The sequence below is a fragment of the Streptomyces kanamyceticus genome (genome assembly GCF_008704495.1).
GTDB classification, from domain to species: Bacteria; Actinomycetota; Actinomycetes; order Streptomycetales; family Streptomycetaceae; genus Streptomyces; species Streptomyces kanamyceticus.
Genome location: NZ_CP023699.1, coordinates 7,477,178 through 7,494,012 on the forward strand (window position 1 = coordinate 7,477,178; position 16,835 = coordinate 7,494,012).

A 16,835-nucleotide genomic window follows, 5' to 3' on the forward strand; every position below is an offset into this window, starting at 1 on the left:
GGACGCACGCGGGGCGCGGGCCGGGAGCGCGGCACAATGGGCCCATGACCAGCGTTCCCCCGCCCAGCAGCAGCCTCGACCCGGAGATCGCCGCGCGCCTGAAGCGCAGCGCCGACGGGCTCGTCCCCGCCATCGCCCAGCAGTACGACACCGGTGAGGTGCTGATGCTCGGCTGGATGGACGACGAGGCACTGCATCGCACCCTCACCACAGGACGCTGCACCTACTGGTCGCGCAGCCGCCAGGAGTACTGGGTCAAGGGCGACACCTCGGGCCACTTCCAGTACGTCAAGGAGGTGGCCCTTGACTGCGACGCGGACACCGTCCTCGTCCAGGTCGACCAGGTCGGCGCGGCCTGCCACACGGGCACCCGCACCTGCTTCGACTCCGACGTGCTTCCCGTGTCCCCCGCGCCCGCGCCCGGTCAGTAGGGTCTGCACCCATGGACCTCGAGACCTTCCGCAAGCTGGCGGCCGACCGCCGCGTGCTCCCCGTCAGCCGCAGGCTCCTCGCGGACGGCGACACCCCCGTCGGCCTCTACCGCAAGCTCGCCGCCGAGCGTCCCGGCACCTTCCTCCTGGAATCCGCGGAGAACGGCCGCACCTGGTCCCGCTACTCCTTCGTCGGCGTCCGCAGCGCCGCCACCCTCACCGTCCGCGACGGCGAGGCCCACTGGCTCGGCACCCCGCCCGTCGGCGTCCCCACGTCGGGCGACCCGCTCGCCGCGCTGCGCGCCACCGTCGAACTGCTGCACACCCCGCGCGACCTGGCCGCCGGGATGCCGCCCTTCACCGGCGGCATGGTCGGCTACCTCGGCTACGACATCGTGCGCCGCCTGGAGAAGATCGGCCCGGGGGAGCGGGACGACCTGAAACTCCCCGAGCTGACGATGCTCCTCACCAGCGACCTCGCCGTCCTGGACCACTGGGACGGCTCGGTCCTGCTGATCGCCAACGCGATCAACCACAACGACCTCGACACCGGCGTCGACGAGGCGTACGCCGACGCGGTCGCCCGCCTCGACGCCATGGAGGCCGACCTCTCCCGGCCCGTCTCCCAGCCCCCTGCCGCCCTGCCGCCCTCCGAGCTGCCCGAGTACACCGCGCTGTGGGGCGGCGAGCAGTACCAGGAGGCCGTCGAGGACATCAAGGAGCGCATCCGGGCCGGTGAGGCCTTCCAGGTCGTGCCCTCGCAGCGGTTCGAAACGCCGTGCACGGCAAGCGCGTTGGACGTCTACCGGGTGCTGCGGGCGACCAACCCCTCGCCGTACATGTACCTCTTCCGCTTCGACGGATTCGACGTGGTCGGCTCCTCGCCCGAGGCCCTCGTCAAGGTCGAGGACGGGCGCGCCATGGTGCACCCCATCGCGGGGACCCGGCACCGGGGCGCCACCCCGCAGGAGGACCAGGCGCTCGCCGACGAACTGCTCGCCGACCCCAAGGAGCGCGCCGAGCACCTCATGCTCGTCGACCTGGGCCGCAACGACCTGGGCAGGGTCTGCGAGCCGGGCTCCGTCGAGGTCGTCGACTTCATGTCCATCGAGAAGTACTCGCACGTCATGCACATCGTGTCGACGGTCACCGGACAGGTCGCCGACGGACGCACCGCCTTCGACGTGCTCACCGCCTGCTTCCCGGCAGGCACCCTCTCCGGTGCCCCCAAGCCCCGCGCGATGCAGATCATCGACGAGCTGGAGCCGTCCCGGCGCGGCCTGTACGGCGGCTGCGTCGGCTACCTCGACTTCGCGGGCGACTCCGACACCGCGATCGCCATCCGCACCGCCCTGCTCCGCGAGGGCACGGCATACGTGCAGGCCGGAGCGGGTGTGGTCGCCGACTCCGACCCCGTCGCCGAGGACACCGAGTGCCGCAACAAGGCCGCCGCCGTACTGCGCGCCATCCACACGGCGAACCGGCTGCACGCGCGTTCGGGCCGTGAGGGATAGTGGACAGGTGACTTCCGCAGTACCACCGCCCCGTACCGAGGCTCCCGCCGAGAGCCGAGAGCAGCGCAGCAGCAGGCGCAGCATCGCCGCAGCGCTGCTGCTCGGCGCCGTCGGCGCGGCCCTCGCCCTGCTCGCATCGCGCCAGGAGTGGGCGCACGGCACCGCTTCCGTGGCGGGCGGCTCCCTGCCGCTCTCGGCCACGGGAGGCGACGTCACGGGCGTCCCCGCGGCGCTCGCCATAGTGGGCCTGGCCGCCCTCGTCGCGGTCTTCGCGGTCCGCCGCACCGGCCGCGTCCTGGTCTCCCTGCTGCTCACGCTCAGCGGCGCGGGCACGATCGCGGCCGCCCTCCTCGGCGCGGGCGACCGGGCCGCCCTCGACGAGAAGGCCGCCACGGCGTCCGGCGACGCCGCCGCCACCATCGGGGAGCTGAGCCACACCGGCTGGCCGTACGCCGCGGCCGCCGCGGGCGTCCTGCTCCTGCTCGCGGGCCTGCTCGCGCTCACCTACGGCCGTGGCTGGCCCGCGATGTCCAGCCGCTACGAACGCGACGGTTCGCCACGACCCCGCAAGGCCCGCCGCGCGCCGGACCCGGAGCGGCCCGAGGAGATGTGGAAGGCCCTCGACCGCGGCGAGGACCCGACGCGCGAAACCTGACAGGACCGACGCGCGTAGCGTGACCCCGCGCTCACGGCATACGCGCGAGTACGGGACAATGGCCGCGAGCGTCCGACTCGCGGTGGGCTTCCCCCATCACCACGCACAGCAACGAGGAGCAAGTCATGGCCAGCCACGGACACACCCCGGCCGCCTGGACCGGTGTCATCATCGCCTTCATCGGTTTCTGCGTCGCGGGTGCCTTCATGGTGATGGCGAACGTGCCCGGGTTCTGGGCCGGCATGGCGATCATCGTGATCGGCGGCATCGTGGGCGGCGTCATGCGCATGGCGGGCATGGGCCAGACCAAGCGCCCGCAGCGACAGGTCGCTGGCTCCGAGAGCTGAACCGCTCGTAGGGGATCGGCGTACGCCAAGAGGCGGTCCGGCAAGTCGCCGGGGCCGCCTCTTGCGCGTCCGCCTCTTGCGCGTCCGCCTCTTGCGCGTCCGCCCGCCGGGCGACGGCACCTCGCGCGAGGCAGAATGCACGGGTGACCGCCGAAACCGAGAGCGCCGAGCCCGCCGTCCTGACCCGCCTGCTCGTGCCCGCCGGTGTGCTCGCCTCGGTCGTCGGGGCCTTCGTCTACGTCGGCGCGGTCGACCCGAACGAACCCGGCCACTACCCCGCCTGCCCGCTCCTGCGCCTCACCGGCATCTACTGCCCCGGCTGCGGCGGTCTGCGCAGCGCCCACGCGTTCATCCACGGCGACTTCGCCACGGCGCTCGGCGCCAACGCGATGGCCGTCGCCGGATACGTCCTCTTCGCCGTCCTGTGGACCGTGTGGGCGATCCGGACGGCGCGCGGAAAGCCGCTGCGGATCGAGTTGGGCCCGGTGCAGCTGTGGAGCGTCGGCGCACTGATCGCGGTCTTCACCCTGGTCCGCAATCTGCCGTTCGGATCGTGGCTGCACCCCTGACGGCGCACGCCGCGGGAGCGGTGGACACTTGGGCCGTGGCGGTGGTGAACGTCCAGGTCACGGGCGCGTCGGGTGTCCAGGTCGTGGGACGCGCGTCAACCGGATGCGGGGCCTTCGCCCTCCTGCGGATACCATCGCAGTGACCAGCTTGAACGTCAGCTCAACCGTCAGGAAGGGGGCCGCTCGCGTGAGTGTGCTCGACGAGATCATCGACGGAGTCCGTGCCGACCTCGCGGAGCGGCAGGCGCGCGTCAGCCTCGACGAGCTCAAGGAGCGCGCGGCCAAGGCGCCCGCGGCCAAGGACGGCGCGGCCGCCCTGCGCGGCGACGGCGTCAAGGTCATCTGCGAGGTCAAGCGCTCCAGCCCCTCCAAGGGCGCGCTCGCCGCGATCGCCGACCCCGCGGGGCTCGCCGCCGACTACGAGGCGGGCGGCGCCGCCGTCATCTCCGTGCTCACCGAGGAGCGCCGCTTCGGCGGTTCGCTCGCCGACCTGGAGGCCGTCCGCGCCAAGGTCGACATCCCGGTGCTCCGCAAGGACTTCATCGTCACCTCGTACCAGCTGTGGGAGGCCAGGGCGTACGGCGCCGACCTCGCGCTGCTGATCGTGGCCGCCCTGGAGCAGCCCGCCCTGGAGTCCCTCATCGAGCGTGCCGAATCGATCGGCCTCACGCCGATCGTCGAGGTGCACGACGAGGACGAGGCCGAGCGCGCCGTGGACGCGGGAGCCCGCGTCATCGGCGTCAACAACCGCGACCTGAAGACCCTCAAGGTCGACCGCTCCACCTTCGAGCGGGTCGCCCCCGAGCTGCCGGACAGCGTCGTCAAGATCGCCGAGTCCGGTGTGCGCGGTCCGCACGACCTCATCGCCTTCGCCAACGCGGGCGCCGACGCGGTGCTCGTGGGCGAGTCCCTGGTCACGGGCCGCGACCCGAGGTCCGCCGTCTCGGACCTGGTCGCCGCGGGCGCCCACCCGGCCCTGCGCCACGGACGGAGCTGACTCCACCCATGTCCATTGCCGCCCGCCTCGCACCCGGCTGCCGCCCCCGCGGCTGCCGGGCGCCCGCGCGGCGCGTGCGGGGCAGGCGGGTGCGGTACCACATCGGGTCGGAGCCGGGCCAGATTCCGGGCATGCGATGGCAGGGCGGCGCCTGAGCGCCGCCGCGAGCTGAGGCGCCCCTGATAAGGGGCGCGGGGAACTGCGCGATCAGCCCAATCTGGGCCGCAGTCGCGATGGACCCGTGACCAGCGACGGCGCAAAGGCGTATGCACCCCGACCGCCAATGCCATGCCAACGCGAGGTTTCCACATGCCCAGCGAGTACTTCATCCCCGACCCGGAGGGTCAAATCCCCAGCGCCGAAGGTTACTTCGGCGCGTTCGGCGGCAAGTTCATCCCGGAGGCCCTCGTCGCCGCCGTGGACGAGGTCGCCGTCGAGTACGACAAGGCCAAGAGCGACCCCGCCTTCGCCGCCGAGCTCGACGACCTGCTCGTCAACTACACCGGCCGCCCCAGCAGCCTCACGGAGGTGCCCCGTTTCGCGGAGCACGCCGGTGGCGCCCGGATCTTCCTCAAGCGCGAGGACCTGAACCACACCGGCTCGCACAAGATCAACAACGTGCTCGGCCAGGCCCTGCTCACCAAGCGCATGGGCAAGACCCGCGTGATCGCCGAGACCGGCGCGGGCCAGCACGGCGTCGCCACGGCCACCGCCTGTGCGCTCTTCGGCCTCGAATGCACCATCTACATGGGCGAGATCGACACCGAGCGCCAGGCCCTGAACGTGGCCAGGATGCGCATGCTGGGCGCCGAGGTCGTCGCCGTGAAGTCCGGCAGCCGCACCCTGAAGGACGCCATCAACGAGGCGTTCCGCGACTGGGTCGCCAATGTGGACCGCACGCACTACCTCTTCGGCACCGTCGCGGGCCCGCACCCCTTCCCCGCCATGGTCCGCGACTTCCACCGCGTCATCGGCGTCGAGGCCAGGCGGCAGATCCTGGAGCGCGCCGGACGCCTGCCCGACGCCGCCGTCGCCTGCGTGGGCGGCGGCTCCAACGCCATCGGCCTCTTCCACGCCTTCATCCCGGACGCGGACGTACGCCTGATCGGCTGCGAGCCCGCCGGGCACGGCGTGGAGACCGGCGAGCACGCGGCCACCCTGACCGCGGGCGAGCCCGGCATCCTGCACGGCTCCCGTAGCTACGTCCTCCAGGACGAGGAGGGCCAGATCACCGAGCCCTACTCGATCTCGGCCGGACTCGACTACCCCGGCATCGGCCCCGAGCACGCCTACCTCAAGGACAGCGGCCGCGGTGAGTACCGCGCGGTCACCGACGACGCCGCCATGCAGGCGCTGCGGCTCCTGTCCAGGACCGAGGGCATCATCCCGGCCATCGAGAGCGCCCACGCGCTCGCGGGCGCGCTGGACGTCGGCAAGGAGCTCGGCAAGGAGGGGCTGATCATCGTCAACCTCTCCGGACGCGGCGACAAGGACATGGACACGGCCGCGCGCTACTTCGGCCTGTACGACACGGACGCCGCCGTCGAGGCGGACGCGGCGGCCACCGCGGAGATTCAGGGGGACGCCAAGTGAGCGGCAACATCCAGCTGTTGGACGACACTCTCGCGGCCACGAAGGCCGAGGGCAGGTCCGCGCTCATCGCCTATCTCCCGGCCGGATTCCCGACCGTGGACGGCGGCATCGCGGCGGTCAAGGCCGCCTTCGAGGGCGGCGCCGACGTGGTCGAGGTGGGCCTGCCGCACTCCGACCCGGTGCTCGACGGCCCGGTCATCCAGACCGCCGACGACATCGCGCTGCGCGGCGGCCTCAAGATCCGCGACGTCATGCGCACGGTCCGCGAGGCCCATGCGGCGACCGGCAAGCCGGTGCTCGTCATGACGTACTGGAACCCGATCGACCGCTACGGCGTGGAGCGCTTCACCGCCGAGCTCGCCGAGGCGGGTGGCGCGGGCTGCATCCTGCCCGACCTGCCCGTCCAGGAGTCGGCGCTGTGGCGGGAGCACGCCGAGAAGCACGGCCTCGCGACGGTCTTCGTCGTCGCGCCGAGCAGCAAGGACGCGCGGCTCGCCACCATCACGGCGGCCGGTTCCGGCTTCGTCTACGCGGCGTCCCTGATGGGCGTCACCGGCACCCGCGCCTCTGTCGGCGAACAGGCGCAGGAGCTGGTGCGGCGCACCAAGGCCACCACCGACCTGCCGGTCTGCGTCGGGCTCGGCGTCTCCAACGCCCGCCAGGCCGCCGAGGTCGCGGGCTTCGCCGACGGCGTGATCGTCGGCTCGGCCTTCGTCCAGCGGATGCTCGACGCCGAGGACGAGCAGGCGGGCCTCGCGGCCGTGCGGGCGCTCGCGGGCGAACTCGCGGACGGTGTCCGCGGCAAGGCATAACCCGTACGGGTGGATTCGGACCGGGGAGGCACGCTCGTGCCTCCCCGGTTCGTTGGCGGGGTGTGAGTGAGAAGAACCGTGAGGGAAAGCGATCGGCCCGCGAGCGGCTGGCGGAAGAGCGAGAGCGGCAGAAGGCCCGCGACAAGCAGCGCAGAGGGCTGATCGTCGGAGCCGCGGTGGTCGGTGTGCTCGGCCTCGCCGCGGTGGTGGGCCTGCTCGCCGCCAATTCCGGTGGCGATGACAAGAGCGACACGTCGTCGGGCCCCGTGGTCGCGCCCAAGGGGGCGAACGGCAAGGACAAGCTGTCGCTCCCGCTCGGCAAGGAGAGCGCCAAGTCCACCCTCGACATCTGGGAGGACTTCCGCTGCCCGGCCTGCAAGCAGTTCGAGGACGCCTATCGCTCGACCATCCACGAGCTCGCCGACAAGGGCCAGCTCAAGGTCGAATATCACCTGGCCACGCTCATCGACAAGAACCTCGGCGGCAGCGGCTCGCTGCGCGCGGCCAACGCGGCGGGCTGCGCCCAGGACGCGGGGAAGTTCCCTCCGTACCACGACGTGCTCTACAAGAACCAGCCCGAGGAATCCGACGACGCGTTCAGCAAGAACGCCAAGCTGATCGAGCTCGCGGGCCAGGTGGACGGTCTCGTCACGGACTCCTTCAAGAAGTGCGTCGAGGACGGCAAGCACGACAGCTGGGCCACCGAGTCCAACCAGGCCTTCCAGGACGCCAAGCTGCGGGGCACGCCGACGGTGCGGCTCGACGGCAAGGACATCTTCGGCGACCAGCAGAACCCGCTGACCCCCGCGAAGCTGAAGAAGATGGTGGAGGACGCGAACAAGGGCTAGGGCTCGCCGCCGACGCTCCTGTTATGGACCCGTAGCCGGGCGGGTTGCCGTCCCCGCCGCCCGGCACGGTAGCGTCGGACCTGCCATGGACCTTGCCTTCATTCCCAGTCCGTCGCGCGGTGTGGTCGATCTCGGCCCCATTCCGTTGCGCGGCTACGCGTTCTGCATCATCATCGGCGTCTTCGTGGCCGTCTGGCTCGGCAACAAGCGGTGGGTCGCCCGCGGAGGCCAGTCCGGCACCGTGGCCGACATCGCCGTCTGGGCCGTGCCGTTCGGCCTCGTCGGCGGGCGGCTCTACCACGTGATCACGGACTACCAGCTGTACTTCAGCGACGGCCGTGACTGGGTGGACGCCTTCAAGATCTGGGAGGGCGGCCTCGGCATCTGGGGCGCGATCGCGCTCGGCGCGGTCGGCGCGTGGATCGGCTGTCGCCGCCGCGGCATCCCGCTGCCCGCCTGGGCCGACGCGCTGGCCCCCGGCATCGCGCTCGCCCAGGCGATCGGCCGCTGGGGCAACTGGTTCAACCAGGAGCTGTACGGCAAGCCCACGGACGTGCCGTGGGCCCTGAAGATCACCTCGGCCGAGGACGGCCGCGTCCCCGGCACGTACCACCCCACCTTCCTGTACGAGTCGCTGTGGTGCATCGGCGTCGCCGTCCTGGTCATCTGGGCCGACCGCCGCTTCAAGCTCGGGCACGGACGGGCGTTCGCGCTGTACGTCGCCTCGTACTGCGCGGGGCGCGCCTGGATCGAGTACATGCGCGTCGACGACGCGCACCACGTCCTGGGCGTGCGCCTGAACGTATGGACCGCGATCGTCGTCTTCGTCCTGGCCGTGGTCTACCTCGTGGTGTCGGCGAAGACCCGCCCCGGCCGCGAGGAGATCGTCGAACCCGCAGCGGTCGCCTCCGGCGAAGCGGACGATGACGGTGCCTCCGCGGATGAGCCTGCGGCGGAGAAGTCGGAACCCGCGGCGGACAAGAAGGAACCCGCGGAAGACGAGGCCGAGTCGGCCAAGAAGCGCTGACGTTCCTTGGCTGTACGCCGATGGGGCCGCCGGATCACATGATCCGGCGGCCCCATCGGCGTTGGCGGTCAGCCTCGCCGGGCCAGCGCCAGGGTTCTCCGCGCGCCCTCCACCACCGCCCTGTCCACGAAGCGGCCGTCCGGCAGGGCCAGCGCTCCCGCGTCCGTCGCCGCCGCCTTGGTGATCTCTTCCGCCTGTTCGATCTCCTCGGGGGTGGGCAGGTACGCCCGTTCGATCACCGGGAGTTGGCGGGGGTGGATCGCCGCCCTGCCCAGGAAGCCGAGCGCGCGGCCCCGGGCGCAGGACGCGGCGAGCCCTTCGAGGTCGCGGATGTCCGGGTGGACCGACTGGGCGGGCGGCGCGAGGCCCGCCGCGCGCGCGGCCACCACCACGCGCGAGCGCGCCCAGTCGAGCCCCACCTCCTCGCGTACGCCCAGGTCGGCGCGGAGGTCCGCCTCGCCGATGGAGAGGCCGCGCAGGGCGGGGTGCGCGGTGGCGATGGCGTAGGCGTGCTCCAGGCCGAGCGCCGATTCGATGAGGGCGTAGAGGGTGGGGGCGCCGCCGTCGGCGGGGGCCGCGCGTTCCGCGACCCGGATGACGTCGGCGCGCGAGGTGACCTTGGGCAGCCGCAGCCCGGCGACTCCGGTGAGCGGGGCGAGCGCGCGCAGGTCGGCCTCGGCGAGCGGACTGTCCAGGGCGTTCACGCGGACGTGCACGGGCACCGGCCGGGGCTCCGCGAGGAGTTCGGCGGTGGCCGACCTGGCGTACTCCTTGCGGTCGGGGGCTACCGCGTCCTCCAGGTCGACGATCACCACGTCGGCGCCCGCGAGGAGTGCCTTGGCCACCACGTCGGGGCGGTCCCCGGGGGCGTACAGCCAGGTCAGGGGGTGCGGGGCGGTCACAGGGCGCCCTCCTTGCGCAGGGTGGTGATCTCCCGTTCCGTCAGGCCGATCTCGGTGAGGACCGCGTCGGTGTCCGCGCCGTGCGGGCGGCCCGCCCAGGTGATCGCGCCGGGGGTCTCGGAGAGGCGGAAGAGGACGTTCTGCATGCGCAGGGGGCCGAGTTCCGGGTCGTCGACCGTGGTGATCGTGTCCAGGGCCGCGTACTGGGGGTCCGTCATGACATCGCGTACGTCCTGGATGGGGGCGACCGCCGCCTCCGCCTTCTCGAACGCGTCGATCACCTCGGTGCGGGTGCGGCGGGCGATCCAGGAGCCCACGGCCTCGTCCAGGACGTCCGAGTGCCGCGCGCGGTCGGCGCCCGTCGCGAACCACGGCTCGGCGATCAGTTCGGGGCGGCCCACCAGACGCATCACGCGTTCCGCGACGGACTGGGCCGAGGTGGAGACGGCGACCCAGCTGCCGTCCGCCGTGCGGTAGGCGTTGCGGGGCGCGTTGTTCGTGGAGCGGTTGCCGGTGCGGGGCTGTACGTGGCCCAACTGGTCGTACCAGAGCGGCTGGGGGCCGAGGGCCGTGAGGATCGGCTCGATGATCGCCATGTCGATGACCTGGCCGCGGCCCGTGCGGTCCCGGGCCGCGAGCGCCGTCATCACCGCGTACGCCGTCGCCAGGCCCGCGATCGAGTCGGCGAGGCCGAACGGCGGGAGCGTCGGAGGGCCTTCGGGATCGCCGGTGATCGCGGCGAAACCGCTCATCGCCTCCGCGAGCGTGCCGAAGCCGGGGCGGCGCGCGTACGGTCCGAACTGGCCGAAGCCGGTGACGCGGGCCAGGACCAGACGCGGGTTGGCCGCGCTCAGTTCGGGCCAGCCCAGGTCCCACTTCTCCAGGGTGCCGGGGCGGAAGTTCTCGACGACCACGTCGGCGGTGGCGGCCAGGCGCAGGAGCGTGTCGCGGCCGCCGGGCGTCGACAGGTCGAGGGTCATCGTGCGCTTGTTGCGGCCGAGCAGCTTCCACCACAGGCCGACGCCGTCCTTCGAGGGACCGTGGCCGCGCGAGGGATCGGGGCGGGTGGGGTGCTCGACCTTGATGACCTCCGCGCCGAAGTCTCCGAGCATCGTGGCGGCCAGCGGGCCCGCGAAGAGGGTGGCCAGGTCGAGGACGCGCAGGCCGGTCAGCGGGGGCGTCATGAGGTGCCTTCCGCCTCGCCGTCGATCTCCGAGCGGTACGGCATGGAGGCCGACGCGCCGGTCCGTTGGACGGAGAGCGCGGCCGCCGCGGAGGCCCAACCGAGCGCTTCGGTCACGGAGTCGCCCTCGGCGAGCGCCACCGCGAGGGTGCCCGCGAAGGTGTCGCCCGCGCCCGTCGTGTCGACCGCGGTGACCCGACGCGCGGGCACCACGACCGGCTCCGCGCCCCGGGCCGCGTACAGACTGCCGCGCGAACCGAGGGTGATCACGACCTCGGGGACCTGCGAGAGGAGCGCCCCGGCCGCCGCGTGCGGGTCGTCGGTGATGCCGGTGAGTGCGGCCGCCTCGTGCTCGTTGGGCAGCAACAGGTCGGTGGCGGCGAGGAGTTCGGGCGGCAGGGGCTGTGCGGGTGCCGGGGTGAGGACGGTGCGTACGCCGTGTCTGCGGGCGGCCCGCGCGGCGGCGAGCACGCCGTCGACCGGGACCTCCAGCTGGAGCAGGAGCGCGTCGGCCGAGGCGATCAGGCCCTCGTCGCCGGGGGCGAGCGCGGTCAGGCTGCCGTTGGCGCCGGGGATGACGACGATCGAGTTGCCGCCGTCGTCGTCCACCACGATGTGCGCGGTGCCGGTCGAGGTCTCGACGGTGCGCAGCAGGTCGGTGTCGACGCCGGAGTGTTCGAGCGTCGAGCGGAGCCGGGTGCCGTAGGCGTCGGTGCCGACCGCGCCGATCATCGAGACGGTGGCGCCCGCGCGGGCCGCGGCGATCGCCTGGTTGGCGCCTTTGCCGCCGGGGACCGTACGGAACTCGCGTCCCGTCACGGTCTCGCCGCGCTGCGGGGCCTTCGCGACGTACGCGACGAGATCCATGTTGGCGCTGCCGAGGACGGCGATGTGGGGCGTGGGGGTCATGAGCGGTGTGCCTCCCGGGCGGTGAGTTCTGCGAGGGTGTCGAAGCCGATGCCGTCGAAGTCGCCGATGGACGTGGCGAGCCGGTTCTTGAGGGGGTCCTTCCAGCGGTCGGGGATCCGCGCCGGATGCCCTGCGAGCAGGCCCGCGACCGACCCGGCCGTCGCGCCGTTCGAGTCGGTGTCCCAGCCGCCGGAGACCGCGCGGGTGATGGAGCCCGTGAAGTCGCCGTCGGCGTGGGTGAGGGCGGCGGCGAGCAGGGCGGCGTTGGGGACGACGTGGACCCAGTGGTGGTCGGCGTGGGTGGCGTGCAGCAGGTCGACCACGCGGTCGAAGTCCCTTTCGTCTTCCGCCAGTTGGATGCCGTGCCGGACGGCTGCGGCGAGGCGGGAGTCCGGGGGTACGACGGTGAGGCCTGCCTGGAGGCAGCGGTGGACGTCGCCGTGTCCGCCCGCGGCCTCGGCGATGGTGGCCGCGGCGAACTCCGCGCCGTGGACGCCGTTCGCCGTGTGGGTCAGGGCCGCGTCGCGACGGGCCTGCGCCGCGGCCGCCGCGGGGTCGCCGGGGTTGGTCCAGCCGTGCACGTCGGCGCGGATCAGGGCGCCGATCCACTCGCGGAACGGGTTGCGGTGGGTGGCGGTTCGCGGGGGCTCGATGCCGGTGAGGAGGTTGCGGTACGCGATGCGTTCCGCGGTGAAGGTGCGGCCCGCGGGGAGCTCGTCGAGCCAGAGCCTTGCCACGTCCGTGGTGGTGAAGGTCTTTCCGTGGCGCTGGAGGAGGATGAGGTTGAGGAGGGGGTAGTTGAGGTCGTCGTCCTCCGGCATGCCGTCGATGTTCTCGGCGAGGGAGGTCTTCGCGGAGCGCTTGTTCCACGGGTAGGTCGCCCTCAGTGCGGGTGGGACGCCCTTTTCCGTGAACCAGGTGTGCAGGGGCCAGTTGCCTGTGGCCTTGGCGAGTTGCCGGATCCCTGCCAGGGGGAGTTTCTCCACCGGTTTGCCGAGGAGGCAGCCGATTGCTCTGCCGAGCCAGGCCGCGTGTAGACGTGGGAGCAGGGCTGGTGCCGTCGTATCGGTTCTCGGCGACGGGGCGTTGTGCCCACCCTTCCCCAAGCTCTCGGCTTCGCTCGAGCAGGAGAGACCCCACTCGCCCTGCGGCACGCCTGCCCACAACAGCGCACCCAACTCGTCCAGGAGTTGTTCCGCCAACGCGCGCAGGTGGGCCGGGGCCGGTGTCTCGGACGCGCCCCCGCGAGAAGGTGCCTCGTGGCCGCCCGCCGCCAGCCAGCGCGAACGTACCGACGCGACGTCGCGTCCCTCCCGTTCCGCCTGGTGGAGTTCGTGGCCGATCAGGTCCTCCGGCTGGACCCAGGTCAGGCGGATCACCGGGTGGCCGTGAGCGTGGCGAAGGCGGACTCGTGGGCGCGGCGACGGCGTACGTCGCGGGTGAAGATCTCCCGCGCCACGTCCGTGAGGACCCTCGCCGGGGCGTGCAGGTCGAGGCGGCTCGCCTCGGCCACCGTCTTGGACCAGTCGCGGGGGATCGCCGACTCGCCGCGCAGGGCGCCCACGAGTGCGCCGCTCATCGTCGCGATGGAGTCGCAGTCCCTGCCGTAGTTGACCGAGCCGAGGACCGTGCGGCGGTAGTCGGCCTCGCCGACCAGGAGCATGCCGAGAGCGATGGGGAGTTCCTCGATGGAGTGCAGCCGGGAGGGGCGGCGGGCGCCGAGGGAGGGGGCGCGGTAGTCGGGGCCGACCGTGTCGAACGGGGCGATCGCCGCGCGCAGCGGGGCCAGCGCGGTCTCGAAGTCGCGGTGCGGCGCTGCCGCTTCGGCCACCGCCTCGATCGCCGCCCGCGTCCCGTCCTTCGCCAGGTCGAGGCAGGTGCCGATCACCGAGTCCGGGGTCGCGCCCGGTGCGCAGGCCGCCGCGACCGCCGCCGCGAAGACGCCCGCCGCCTCGCGGCCGTACGACGACTGGTGGGCGCCCGCGACGTCGAGCGCCTCGGCGTAGGCGGCCGCCGGGTTCGCCGCGTTGACCAGGCCGACCGGCGCCATGTACATCGCCGCACCGCAGTTGACGATGTTGCCCGCGCCCGCCTCGCGGGGGTCGACGTGGCCGTAGTGGAGCCGGGCCGCGAGCCACTTCTCGGCGAGGAAGATCCGGTGCAGGGGGATCGCCTCGGCCTCCAGCTCGGGGATCCAGCGCGGTGTCGTCATCAGGTCGGGGACCAGGTGGTCGGCGACCGCGTACGCGTCGAGGTGGTCGCGGACGGTGCCGTAGACGCGTACGACGGCGTGCGTCATCAAGGTGTCGTCGGTGACGTGCCCGTCGCCCTTGTGGTACGGCGCGATGGGGCGGGCGGTGCGCCAGCGGTCGCCGTTCCAGGGGCCGACGATGCCCCGGACGCGGCCGCCGTGCCGTTCGGCGATCTGCTCGGGGGCGTACCCCTCGACGGGACCGCCGAGCGCGTCGCCGACCGCCGCTCCGACGAGGCTGCCCGTGATGCGGTCCGCCAGATCCGGGGTGCCGGGCTCCGGGGTGTTAAGTGTGGGCGTCATGCCGGAATTGTCCACCTGGAGTGGTCAGTTCCGTGGGTTCCGCGCGGCTCAGCTGCCCGGCGAGTTCCACCAGGTCGGTGCCCGCGAGGTGGGGGAGTGCGCAGCCGGACAGGGTGCGGCAGGCCGCGCGCCAGCTCTCGGGGATCGCGGCGGCCGTGCCGAGCGTGCCGGTCAGCGCCCCGGCGAGGGCGGGCGCGGAGTCGGCGACACGGGACAGGCACGCGGCGGCGGGCACCGCCTCGTGGATGCGGCCGCGCGCGGCGGTGGTCAGGGCGAGGGCGACGGGGACGGTCTCGGCGGCGGCGATGCCGTAGCTGTAGACGTGGTCGACGATCTGATGTTCGAGGAGCGGTACGAGGGCGAAGGCGCCGCCGCCGTCGTCCTGGGTGGCCTCGGCGCGGGCGAGCTTCACGGCGTGGCGCGCGTTGCGGCCGATCTCCGTGTGCTCGGGGAGCTGTTCGAGCGCGGTGTCCACCGCCGTGTCGACATCGGCACCGCCGAGCGCGGCCGCGATCGCCGCCGCCATCGCGCGGGCGCCGTGCACCCCGTCCCCGTCCTGGGTGTAGCGGGCGTCGAACTCCGCGAGGGCGGCGGCCTGTTCGGGTCGGCCGGGGTGGACGAGGGCCAGCACACAGGCGCGTACGCAGGCGGCGTCGTCGAAGTAGTGCGGGTTGTCGTGGCCGGTGGCGGGCGGGCGCAGGCCCGCGGCGAGGTTGCCGAGGCCCGCGCGCACGGAGATCCGGGCGCGCAGCGGGAGCACCGCCGATTCGACCTCGGGGGCGCGGGCCGCTGCCGCGGAGACTTCGGCGGCGAGGGTGTTCCAGGACAGGTCGAGCACCGCGCGGGTGCGGCGGTCGGCGCTCAGCGTGGCGCTGAGGGTGCCGTCCGCTGCGCGGAGCAGGGACTCGGCGGTGAACGCGGCCCATTCGGCGTCGTCCGACGGGCCCAGGCGCAGGGGCTCGGGGGGCTGGTTCAGGGCGATGGGGACGGGGAGGGTGGTCGTGGCGTTCTGCTCCGCGAAGGTGTCGAGTTCGCGGGTGAGTCTTCGTGTCCACTCGGGCATGCGGGTGGCTCTGTGTCTGGCCGCGGGCCACCCGGCGGCGTCGCCTGCGGCGAGGCCCAGTAGGAGCCCTTCTGTCTGCGACGCCTGGATGTCTCCTTGAACGGTGCTCTGCGACGGGGGCTGTGCCCACCCTTCCCCAAGCTCTCGGCTTCGCTCGACCAGGGGAGACTCCACTCGCCCTGCGGAACGCCTGCCCACAGCGGGGGTCATCCCTCTCCCTCCTCGGCGTCAGGGGTCAACAACTCCGCGATCTCCAGCACATGGTGGCCGCGCATGGAGGGGAGGCAGCTGCCTCTCGCCGGGCCGATCTCGGTCGACCAAGCAGGGGGGATCGCCGAAGCCCCGCACGTCGCGCCCGACAAGGCGCCCGCCACCGCCGCCGTCGTGTCCGCGTCGCGGCCCATGTTGACCGCGGTCAGGACGGCCGTGGCGAAGTCGCCGCGCGCCGCCGCGTACGCCCCGAAGGCGAGGCCCACCGCCTCGGGGGCGAGGTCGGTCCAGGGGTAGCCGCCGATCACCACCGCGGAGCGGACCGCGCGCTCGCCGCGCCGGGCGACCGCCACCGCGCGGCGCAGCGAGCGGGACGTCCAGCAGTCGTCGGGGATCGCGGCGAGCGCGGCCGCCACCACGGCGTCGACCCGCGCGCCCGCCATGGCCGCGGCGACGCCCGCCGCCACCGCCTGGCCGCCGTAGATGCCCTCGCCGTCGTGGCTGACCGAGCCGTCGATCGCGACGAGGCGGGCGGCTTCGTGCGGGCGGCCCGCCGCGAAGACGCCGAAGGGCGCGGCCCGCATCGCGAGGCCGTCGCTCCAGGCGTGCCGGTGCTGGGCGGAGATGGGGGCGGCGAGCCCCCTGCGCAGGTTCTCCAGGGTGCCGCGTTCGCTGAACCCCGCGCCGCGGAACGGGCCTTCGTCCAGGTCCGCGATCCACTCGTGCCAGGCCGCCTCGACGTGCGCGACGGTGAGCGCGGAGCCGTGCCGGGCGAGCAGCAGGCCGGAGAAGATCGCGTACTCGGTGTCGTCCGTGCCGGCCGGATGTTCGGCGACGTACCCGGTGATGCGGCCCCAGCGGCGGCGGATCTCGGACGGCTTCATGTTCTCGGCGGGGGCGCCGAGCGCGTCGCCGACCGCCAGGCCGAGCAGCGCGCCGCGCGCCCGCTCGCGGAGGTCGTCGGCGTCGCCCGGCGGCGGGACCGAGGGAACGCATGCTGTGGCTGACATGCCGTGCCTCCCTTGTGCGCAGGCCGTGCGGACCGTGCGCAGGCCGTGCGGACCGTGCGCGGGCTGTGCGTCGCGGACCGCTGGATGCGGTGCTTGGTTGCATGTCTGCCACGTGCGGCGCTCACACGAGCACCCCGGAGCTCAGATCACTCCTTCGCTCGTCGGGCGGGTGCGGATCCGGGTGGTCGCGAGGACCCTTCGCGCGGCGCGT

Annotated in this window: 18 protein-coding genes; 11 read left to right on the forward strand and 7 right to left on the reverse strand. The window is 73.1% G+C overall.

Going from position 1 to position 16,835, the window contains the following annotated elements:
- Positions 1 to 44 precede the first annotated feature (44 nt).
- From hisI to lgt, 11 genes are all read left to right on the forward strand, one after another.
- Positions 45 to 431 carry a phosphoribosyl-AMP cyclohydrolase gene (gene hisI, locus CP970_RS32365; RefSeq protein ID WP_055550347.1) on the forward strand — a complete coding sequence of 129 codons (387 nt, stop codon included), beginning with the start codon at positions 45 to 47 and terminating at the stop codon, positions 429 to 431.
- Positions 432 to 442: 11 nt separating this feature from the next.
- Positions 443 to 1,945, forward strand: coding sequence for an anthranilate synthase component I (locus tag CP970_RS32370; protein WP_055550349.1), 1,503 nt, complete (start codon positions 443 to 445; stop codon positions 1,943 to 1,945).
- A gap of 7 nt (positions 1,946 to 1,952) precedes the next feature.
- The gene (locus tag CP970_RS32375) at positions 1,953 to 2,600 is read left to right on the forward strand and encodes a TIGR02234 family membrane protein (RefSeq protein WP_055550351.1); all 648 of its coding nucleotides are present in this window, start codon (positions 1,953 to 1,955) and stop codon (positions 2,598 to 2,600) included.
- 125 nt (positions 2,601 to 2,725) lie between these two features.
- Entirely contained in the window at positions 2,726 to 2,947 is a 222-nt protein-coding gene (locus tag CP970_RS32380; RefSeq protein ID WP_055550352.1) for an HGxxPAAW family protein, read from the forward strand.
- Positions 2,948 to 3,090: 143 nt separating this feature from the next.
- Complete coding sequence (locus CP970_RS32385) at positions 3,091 to 3,516, forward strand: DUF2752 domain-containing protein (protein WP_055550354.1); 426 nt, start codon at positions 3,091 to 3,093, stop codon at positions 3,514 to 3,516.
- A 187-nt stretch (positions 3,517 to 3,703) separates the two neighbouring features.
- Positions 3,704 to 4,513, forward strand: a complete 810-nt coding sequence (trpC, locus tag CP970_RS32390; protein ID WP_055550356.1) for an indole-3-glycerol phosphate synthase TrpC — start codon at positions 3,704 to 3,706, stop codon at positions 4,511 to 4,513.
- An 8-nt stretch (positions 4,514 to 4,521) separates the two neighbouring features.
- Complete coding sequence (gene trpM, locus CP970_RS46040; protein WP_398656156.1) at positions 4,522 to 4,668, forward strand: tryptophan biosynthesis modulator TrpM; 147 nt, start codon at positions 4,522 to 4,524, stop codon at positions 4,666 to 4,668.
- A 154-nt stretch (positions 4,669 to 4,822) separates the two neighbouring features.
- Positions 4,823 to 6,106, forward strand: coding sequence for a tryptophan synthase subunit beta (gene trpB, locus CP970_RS32395; RefSeq protein ID WP_055550358.1), 1,284 nt, complete (start codon positions 4,823 to 4,825; stop codon positions 6,104 to 6,106).
- Positions 6,103 to 6,918 (forward strand): tryptophan synthase subunit alpha, encoded by an 816-nt coding sequence (gene trpA / locus CP970_RS32400; protein WP_055550360.1) that lies wholly within the window; start codon positions 6,103 to 6,105, stop codon positions 6,916 to 6,918. The genes trpB and trpA overlap by 4 nt, the downstream gene beginning before the upstream one ends.
- 62 nt (positions 6,919 to 6,980) lie before the next feature.
- Positions 6,981 to 7,766 (forward strand): DsbA family protein, encoded by a 786-nt coding sequence (locus CP970_RS32405; protein ID WP_055550362.1) that lies wholly within the window; start codon positions 6,981 to 6,983, stop codon positions 7,764 to 7,766.
- 85 nt (positions 7,767 to 7,851) lie between these two features.
- Positions 7,852 to 8,793 carry a prolipoprotein diacylglyceryl transferase gene (gene lgt / locus CP970_RS32410; protein ID WP_079043696.1) on the forward strand — a complete coding sequence of 314 codons (942 nt, stop codon included), beginning with the start codon at positions 7,852 to 7,854 and terminating at the stop codon, positions 8,791 to 8,793.
- Between the two features lie 68 nt (positions 8,794 to 8,861).
- Here lgt and CP970_RS32415 read toward each other — a convergent pair whose 3' ends face one another.
- Genes CP970_RS32415 through CP970_RS32445 form a run of 7 tightly spaced genes read right to left on the reverse strand, consistent with a single transcriptional unit; the run spans position 8,862 to position 16,624 of the window.
- Positions 8,862 to 9,695, reverse strand: a complete 834-nt coding sequence (locus CP970_RS32415) for an HpcH/HpaI aldolase/citrate lyase family protein (protein ID WP_055550366.1) — start codon at positions 9,693 to 9,695, stop codon at positions 8,862 to 8,864.
- Positions 9,692 to 10,879: a CaiB/BaiF CoA transferase family protein gene (locus tag CP970_RS32420; protein ID WP_055550368.1), complete on the reverse strand. Its 1,188-nt coding sequence runs from the start codon at positions 10,877 to 10,879 to the stop codon at positions 9,692 to 9,694. The genes CP970_RS32415 and CP970_RS32420 overlap by 4 nt, the downstream gene beginning before the upstream one ends.
- Positions 10,876 to 11,787 carry a ribokinase gene (gene rbsK, locus CP970_RS32425; protein ID WP_055550370.1) on the reverse strand — a complete coding sequence of 304 codons (912 nt, stop codon included), beginning with the start codon at positions 11,785 to 11,787 and terminating at the stop codon, positions 10,876 to 10,878. Before rbsK ends, CP970_RS32420 begins: the two co-directional genes overlap by 4 nt.
- Positions 11,784 to 13,166 (reverse strand): ADP-ribosylglycohydrolase family protein, encoded by a 1,383-nt coding sequence (locus CP970_RS32430; RefSeq protein ID WP_150494315.1) that lies wholly within the window; start codon positions 13,164 to 13,166, stop codon positions 11,784 to 11,786. Before CP970_RS32430 ends, rbsK begins: the two co-directional genes overlap by 4 nt.
- Complete coding sequence (locus tag CP970_RS32435; RefSeq protein WP_055552195.1) at positions 13,163 to 14,341, reverse strand: ADP-ribosylglycohydrolase family protein; 1,179 nt, start codon at positions 14,339 to 14,341, stop codon at positions 13,163 to 13,165. The genes CP970_RS32430 and CP970_RS32435 overlap by 4 nt, the downstream gene beginning before the upstream one ends.
- The gene (locus tag CP970_RS32440) at positions 14,325 to 15,614 is read right to left on the reverse strand and encodes an ADP-ribosylglycohydrolase family protein (RefSeq protein ID WP_079043804.1); all 1,290 of its coding nucleotides are present in this window, start codon (positions 15,612 to 15,614) and stop codon (positions 14,325 to 14,327) included. Before CP970_RS32440 ends, CP970_RS32435 begins: the two co-directional genes overlap by 17 nt.
- Positions 15,611 to 16,624 (reverse strand): ADP-ribosylglycohydrolase family protein, encoded by a 1,014-nt coding sequence (locus CP970_RS32445; RefSeq protein WP_055552193.1) that lies wholly within the window; start codon positions 16,622 to 16,624, stop codon positions 15,611 to 15,613. The genes CP970_RS32440 and CP970_RS32445 overlap by 4 nt, the downstream gene beginning before the upstream one ends.
- Positions 16,625 to 16,835 lie beyond the last annotated feature (211 nt).